Origin of the sequence: Oceanobacillus damuensis, assembly GCF_001618145.1 — a bacterium.
Classification (GTDB): Bacteria; Bacillota; Bacilli; order Bacillales; family Amphibacillaceae; genus Oceanobacillus; species Oceanobacillus damuensis.
Genome location: NZ_LQNF01000060.1, coordinates 1 through 7,009, shown reverse-complemented (window position 1 = coordinate 7,009; position 7,009 = coordinate 1). Strand labels below are relative to the sequence as shown.

Sequence of the window (7,009 nt, the reverse complement as noted above, 5' to 3'; positions counted from 1 at the left end):
CCGTACGTACGGTGGTGTGAGAGGTCGGGGGTTAGTCACCCCCTCCTACTCGATTCACCTAAAAATATTTTCTATAAAAATCTTGTCGGAGCCTTCCACTTAATTGAGCATAGATTCGGGACGTTTCACTTTTCTCGTGTCCTAATAGACTTTGTATAACATCAAGAGGAGCACCATTATTCAATAAGTGCGTCGCATAGCTATGCCTTAACTGATGGGGATGAATAGTTTTATTAATTCCCGCACGTTTGGATATACGTTTTATTACATATCTCATTTGAGCTATACTCATTCTATGTGGAGATCGTTCTGTAACAAAAATTGCTGGGTCACTGTCATTTCTACTATCTAGGTATTTCTTTAGAGTTTGTAGAAACACAATTTCGTTTTCTCATAGGGGCATCAACAGTTGGGACGGTTTTTGGAATACTTCTCCTCCCTACTTTTGTAGCACTATTTTCAAGAGCAATTATTCATTTATCTGAAGAGAGGGGTTCAGTTCCATCTTTATTCAAGAGAATATTTTCTTTGCATTACATAAAGCGAGGTATTACACATTTTAACCTCCCTATATTCTCATACTTGAGAGATACAAAAGTAAAGGATCTTCCAATAAAATTGTTTTTTGTGAATATGTTAATTACCGCAATATATACAATAGGTGTATTATCAGCATTATACGCTGCATTATTAGCACCTGAAAGAGCATCGACCGCAATAATGGCATCAGGGGGTTAATTAATGGTATAGCAACCATATTGTTAGTTATTTTTATTGACCCAAAGGTATCTGTAATTGCTGACGACGTTGTTAATGAAAGAGGTAGTTACCATACATTAAAAAGTATTTCATTAATGATGGTTATATCGAGATTATTCGGGACTATACTTGCACAATTATTGTTTATACCAGGAGCTAAATATATTGCTTGGTTTACTAGGTTTATTGTTTGAAAGTTATTCCACGTACGGGTGCAATCCATAAAGAAGGAGAAGCACCTTTTTTGTTGAATTTATAAAAAGGGACGGATGTTATGGTTGATTATTTTCATGTGTCGAATGAAGTTTTAGAGAGTGGAAGAATGCTTGAATGTAAATATGGGAAGGTTATATTAAATGAAAGATATTACTCTGATAGCGATCATTACCACAATCAATATTTAAGGGAAATTATTTTTGAAGAGGTTAGAAAATCTAACTTTGCCGATAAACCATCCAGGTTAAAATCTATCTATTTATTTGATGAAATTCGATTGGCGTTGAAATATAGAAATGATTTAAAGAAAAAATATATTTATACAGTAAGGATTGAAGACGGTTCTAAATTACTAAGAACAGATATGAATCTTATAAATCTTAGCGTAGGAAAGTCTATAGATGAAATCAGGAGTCTTGCATCGAGGTATTTTTCCGATTGTAAAAAAACAGACAACACTGAAGTTATTTGCGAGGGCAGTGTTTCCATTGAAAATAGAATGCATATCGTTGAAGCATATGGAATGCTTTTTCTTTTATACTCAAATGGTTAAGAGGAAAGACGTAACGACGCATCTTAAACAATCGGTTGCGTTACTTGTATAAAGTCCTTGAAACGAATTTCAGTGATCGGGCAGATGACGCTAAAATTAACGCTCCTAATCCGAAGTTTTTTCCGAAATTTCCCCGGTAGACCTTCGGGTTAATTCGCCAAAAATGGCGAAAACTTAGTCGGTATTCAATACAGTCCAATTTCATTTCCAATCAACAATCAATCATAATCCAATCGTTTTTATCTATTCCGTATGCCCCCAACCCCTTGTCTAGTAAGAGTTGGCTATCTCTAGTTCTTATTCAGTTGGTTTTATCACGGTATAAGATTGGCATTCTATCCAGTGTTATCCAACTTAGACTGAGATTTCAGCTATATCTAACCTAAAGATTGAATTACTAACTGTTGCTTTCTTCCATTTTAAGAAGGAATTTTGTATATTGATGACGAATATATTTAAGGTGTTTCTATACAAAGGGGGAATCATAGAATGCAGAAGAAAAAGAAAGATTATAGAGATTATATACAAAAAGGTGAACGGGATTTTATAAATAGTGTAGTTAAGGCAATTATTAAAAAGGACATATCAAAGAAACATTATCTCCTTGATGATAAAGGGATAATGAGATACAAAAGTTTTGTAATTGATGATAAAAGTTCTAATATGGAATTCAAATATGAAGATGGGACACCAGTAAAAGTTGTTTGTATTTTTGGTGAAGAATTAATTAAAGATTTCCATATAAAGGCCGGAAATGATGATCTGGCCATACCGTGGGCGAAAAGAGCAGTAAAATCAGTCATTGGCCATGGAAAGAAAGTTGCAAAAACAGTATATAAATAAAATAAAACTAATATAATCTCCAGTCTAAATTTTGCTACCACTATAATTACTCAACGAAATCACTCTTTTAGGATATTCAATGACAACTGTGCGAGGTTGAAACACTTACCAAACCGGATTAAACTCTTATGTAGTTCTAAAAAATAACATATATAAAGTTAATTGTGAACAATATGGAAATAAAAGTGATATAAATAGTTCTTTGAGAGGGGTCCCAACTTGAAGTTAAAGGAGATAGCAAATCTTTTTATGGTGAAAGAAATAAAAGGGAATATGAATGTCGAAATTACAGGTTTACAAATGGATTCAAGGAAAGTGAAAAAGGGGAATTTGTTTATCTGCGTACCAGCCATAAAAGGATTTCTAGAGGATAGACACCTTTTCGCACAAGCTGCCGTCGAAAACGGTGCAATAGCCAATTATTGTAGAACGTGATGTTGATATTGATGTTCCCAAGATATTTGTTAAAGATGCAAGGCGTGCAATGTCAGTTATTTCCTCGCATTTTTATAATCATCCATCACATGAGATGAAACTTATAGGAATTACTGGAACCAACGGCAAAACCACTACGTCTTACATTATTGAAAAAATTTTTGCTGATTACGGACTTAACGCTGGTGTAATGGGTAATAACGGCATAAAGATTAATGGAAACATGTATCCCACTGACATAAATACACAGGAGCCTCCAATTTTACAACGAAATTTCCGAAAAATGAGAGACTATAACACAGAATATTGCGTAATGGAAGTTACATCCCAAGGATTAGATATGAACCGTGTAATGGGGTGTAAATTTAGAACAGCTATATTTACAAACCTTACGCAAGACCACTTGGATTATCATGGTACATTTGAAGAATATAGGAACACAAAAGGTCTTTTATTCTCTAGGCTTGGAAATACATTTAATTATAAAGAAAAAAATACGCAGTTCTAAATGCAGATGACCCAAGTTTTGAGTATTTTCTTAAAGTTACTTCAGCCGAAGTTATTACTTACGGAATCAATAATACATCTGACGTTTCCGCAAAAAATATCACTATGACTTCAGAAGGAATTCGTTTTTTACTTAGTTCCTTTAAAGGAGAAATTGAAATAGATCTGCAATTAGTGGGTCGGTTTAATGTTTACAATGCCTTAGCTGGTATTACAGCAGCGTTAATTGAAGGTATACCACTTAATAATATTAGAAGTAGTCTATCCCAGTTAAAAAGTATCAATGGCAGGATGGAAATAATAGATGAAGGTCAAGAATTTCTAGTGTTAGTTGATTACGCTCATACACCTGATGCTTTAGAAAATGTATTAAAAACTATTAAAGAGTTCACAAAGGGAAAAGTAATAACTGTTTTTGGTTGTTGTGGAGGGGATAGAGATAAAGGAAAACGACCAATTATGGGGGAAATCGCTAGCAGATACAGTAATGATGTTTTCGTTACTTCTGATAATCCACGTTCAGAAGACCCTATTCAAATAATGAATGACATAGAAAAAGCAATGATAAAGTTTAATTCATTACAATATGAATTACTTGTTAATAGAGAGGAAGCTATTCATAAAGCCATCAAAAAGGCTACTTCAAATGATGTTGTATTAATAGCTGGTAAAGGTCATGAAACCTATCAAATTTTAAAAGATAAAATAATTCATTTTGACGATAAGGAAATAGCGAGAAGTGCAATATCTAAGAAGTAGTTTTAATTACTTGTAATCAATTACTAAGGTGCGATGCTTAAATCAGGGAACGTCTTTTTGTAATTTGTTAAGTATTGCACTTTAAACTATATGGTGCAATAGTTTAGGAAGACAATTAACAAAACTTCAATTGAAAAAGTATTTTATAAGGTTGGGGGGAAACCAATGAATTTTTTATCAATTATAGTGGAGTTTTTCTATAATAATTTTATTCTTTTATTGCTTTCTCTTTTCATCATCGCAGTTATTCTTATGTTATTTATCAAAAAAGGAACTGCTCTCATTATTTCTGCGTGTATAGTGGTTGTGTTGGGAATAGCAGCAACTTTTATAATAGACCAGCTAAAATATACAACGTTTCAAGAAGCCTTTTCGGAACAACTGGATAGAGATACCGTTCTTAGGCAAATCGTGATTTCTACACATAATTCCTCTAACCAATACCCAGAAAGAGTAGCAAGCGTAACGATAGAGGATGAAGAAATTATGGAGGCAATTATAAACGACTTTATGGGTTTAGAATTGAAAAAGGATACGGATTCCAATTCTTATGAATGGGATTATACAATTTCAATCACCAAGAATAATCAAATAAAAGAAGGTTATTCAGTTACAAGAAGTCTTACTTCAAACGTTAATGATAGTCATATCAATGATTATGAAGTAATTGATAATAAAAACCATCTCAAAACAGTTGGTTCCATTGTTGAAGATAAAGAATTTGAATGGGATATTGAAGAATAAATAAGTTGCCTTTCTTCAACTAACAGGTGCCGCTCGACAAGTTCTGATATAAGCGTCTAAACGTGAAAAACAGAAGATTATCTAAGATAAATCTTAACTTTACAATTGAGGGTGGGAATGATAGAACCATGTATCTTGAAACCATCCCGTCAATACTCCTGCATGCGTCTTGGCTGACAGGTCAAGGGGTTTGAAGTACAGGTAGATTCGGCAGAACGGAGGCTGAAGCCATTCTTTGTGGAAAGGTATGCCAATGGATATGCCGCACGGCTGAAAAACTAGATAAGGTGAGAATCGTTCTCCTGCAAGAGAACTGACGAATAACCGAATGTAAGGGTCTAAAGTTAGAACATAGGGAAACTTATGTACCATCCAACGATGGTGTGAGTGGTGTAGAGTAAGAATGCACCATATGAAATACGCTATACCGAACAACTGGCGGTATCCAGCTCACAGGCTTACAGGTTACACCTACGTCTAGTAAGGATAGCTAGGTTGTAAGGGACTTGGAAAACAAGGAACGTTGCAACAAGGACTGTCATCCGAAATGGTTGCTATAAGATAATACGAAATGCATTTATCCTTGTGAGGGTAGGGGCATGACTGATGAACCTCCTGTAATGGGAGTGAAGGAATAGCCCCAAGTCTAAGGATATAGAATAATTATTTTCCAAGCGTTCATTGCACCGATCGGGTAGGAACGTGGGGATTTCCACAGTGCGAGCTTTTAGTAGGAGATACCTTCGTTAAGGGTAACGAGGAACTTATAGTCTAGTACATATTGTTAGATGGAGCGCGGAATGATGGGGAACTATCACGTTCCGTGTTTGAGCAGGGGAAAAGCTGGAGATAACATCAAATGCTTACCTATTGCTACGGATTGTTGTAAAAGAAAAGGGGGAGTTCCTGATGGTATTAAAAGTAAATAGAAATTATATTTGGGTATATTTCATATCATTTTATGCTCTGTGGTGTATCAGAGAATTATGGTTGTTTCAATATTTAGATTTGATGGATTATGTACCAAGAGCTACAACATCAGCCATTATTAAAATAATTATTTGGGTTATTCCTGTTATATTATTAGTTAAAATTAAGGAGAAAAGTAATCCGTTTTCCTATTTAGGTTTAGATCATAACTTTATAAAAGGATTAAAATGGGCAGGCTGGACATCCTTAGCCTTCATATCCTATTTTGTTGTTTTAAATCTTGTCGTTTTAAAAAATAATATCGATTTTCAAATAGAGTTTAATGAATGGCTTAATACCATTTTATTAGTTGGCATAATAGAGGAAATTGTCTTTAGGGGTTTTTTATTAAGAAAACTTATGGATTCTTTTAGATTCTGGATAGCAAATACAATTACGGCTTTACTCTTTGTATCGATTCACTTTCCTATTTGGTTTTATAAGGGACTGTTTGAATTCCCTTACGTTCTAAATTCTATAATAACAGCTTTTGTTTTGGGAATCATATTTGGATTTATATATAAGAAAAGTAATTCTCTTTGGTCAGTAATTATTATTCATTCTTTGTATAATTTGTTAGTATCACTATTCTACTACCATGAAAATAAACTTCTATAATAATGAAAAAAGTCAATACTAAAGTAGACACAGCCCATTTATTTTTTAAAAATAGAGGATTGTGACCTAATTCATTGATCTATTTGTATGAAAAAATGATTGGATTAAGATGCTTCTTGTTCTGTTATCGTAACAGTATAGCCTAAGCTCTCAAGGCGACGTAAGGAATGCCGAACAACCGATTGCTGTTTCTGTTTATCAAAGTAGTCTTCGCCTAAGTCTACATACATTTCTTTACGTGTCAACAGATAATAAGAGATACGTAGAATGGCGTGTGCAACTACAATTCCAGCGCGTTTCTTACCTTTACGTGCCGCAGTTCGCCGATAAAGTGCTCCAAGATAGTTTTTAGATCCTCTTACAGAATGGGCTGCTTCAATTAAAGCTGACTTTAAGTATTTGTTTCCGTTTTTGGTTTTAGACTTTTTTCGTTTTCCTGCACTTTCGTTATTACCAGGTACTAACCCAGCCCAGGAACACATTTGAGATGCACTAGGAAATTGGTTCTCAATATCTGTTCCAAGTTCTGCAAGCATTTGTTCAGCCATTCGCGTTGCGATACCAGGAATAGAATCTAATCTTTCAATATCGTCTTGGTAGTCGCTT

5 protein-coding genes and 3 pseudogenes are annotated in these 7,009 nt (G+C 34.2%); 6 read left to right on the top strand and 2 right to left on the bottom strand.

Annotated elements, in window-relative coordinates; all coding sequences use genetic code 11:
• Positions 1 to 58: 58 nt before the first annotated feature.
• Positions 59 to 364, bottom strand: a pseudogene (locus A4245_RS19250) (tyrosine-type recombinase/integrase); the annotation flags it as partial.
• Between A4245_RS19250 and A4245_RS19245 the strand changes: the two are divergent.
• The 6 genes and pseudogenes from A4245_RS19245 to A4245_RS19220 all read left to right on the top strand — a co-directional run.
• Positions 358 to 953 (top strand): annotated as a pseudogene (locus tag A4245_RS19245) (lipid II flippase family protein); the annotation flags it as partial. The pseudogenes A4245_RS19250 and A4245_RS19245 overlap by 7 nt on opposite strands.
• Before the next feature lie 80 nt (positions 954 to 1,033).
• Positions 1,034 to 1,528 (top strand): DUF2441 domain-containing protein, encoded by a 495-nt coding sequence (locus A4245_RS19240; protein ID WP_067730940.1) that lies wholly within the window; start codon positions 1,034 to 1,036, stop codon positions 1,526 to 1,528.
• 489 nt (positions 1,529 to 2,017) lie between these two features.
• Entirely contained in the window at positions 2,018 to 2,371 is a 354-nt protein-coding gene (locus A4245_RS19235) for a hypothetical protein (RefSeq protein ID WP_067730938.1), read from the top strand.
• Between the two features lie 219 nt (positions 2,372 to 2,590).
• A pseudogene (locus tag A4245_RS19230) lies at positions 2,591 to 4,072 on the top strand (UDP-N-acetylmuramoyl-L-alanyl-D-glutamate--2,6-diaminopimelate ligase).
• 165 nt (positions 4,073 to 4,237) lie between these two features.
• Entirely contained in the window at positions 4,238 to 4,816 is a 579-nt protein-coding gene (locus A4245_RS19225) for a hypothetical protein (protein WP_067730936.1), read from the top strand.
• A 909-nt stretch (positions 4,817 to 5,725) separates the two neighbouring features.
• Complete coding sequence (locus A4245_RS19220; RefSeq protein ID WP_067730934.1) at positions 5,726 to 6,403, top strand: CPBP family intramembrane glutamic endopeptidase; 678 nt, start codon at positions 5,726 to 5,728, stop codon at positions 6,401 to 6,403.
• A gap of 104 nt (positions 6,404 to 6,507) precedes the next feature.
• Here the strand turns inward: A4245_RS19220 and A4245_RS19215 are convergent.
• Positions 6,508 to 7,009 (bottom strand): transposase (locus tag A4245_RS19215; protein WP_157087776.1); only part of this gene is annotated, 502 nt, incomplete at its 5' end.

Excerpts from the sequence above, each read along its gene's own strand:
- A4245_RS19225 (WP_067730936.1), top strand. The coding sequence starts at position 4,238 with ATGAATTTTTTATCAATTATAGTGGAGTTTTTCTATAATAATTTTATT.
- A4245_RS19235 (WP_067730938.1), top strand. The coding sequence starts at position 2,018 with ATGCAGAAGAAAAAGAAAGATTATAGAGATTATATACAAAAAGGTGAA.
- A4245_RS19240 (WP_067730940.1), top strand. The coding sequence starts at position 1,034 with ATGGTTGATTATTTTCATGTGTCGAATGAAGTTTTAGAGAGTGGAAGA.
- A4245_RS19220 (WP_067730934.1), top strand. The coding sequence starts at position 5,726 with ATGGTATTAAAAGTAAATAGAAATTATATTTGGGTATATTTCATATCA.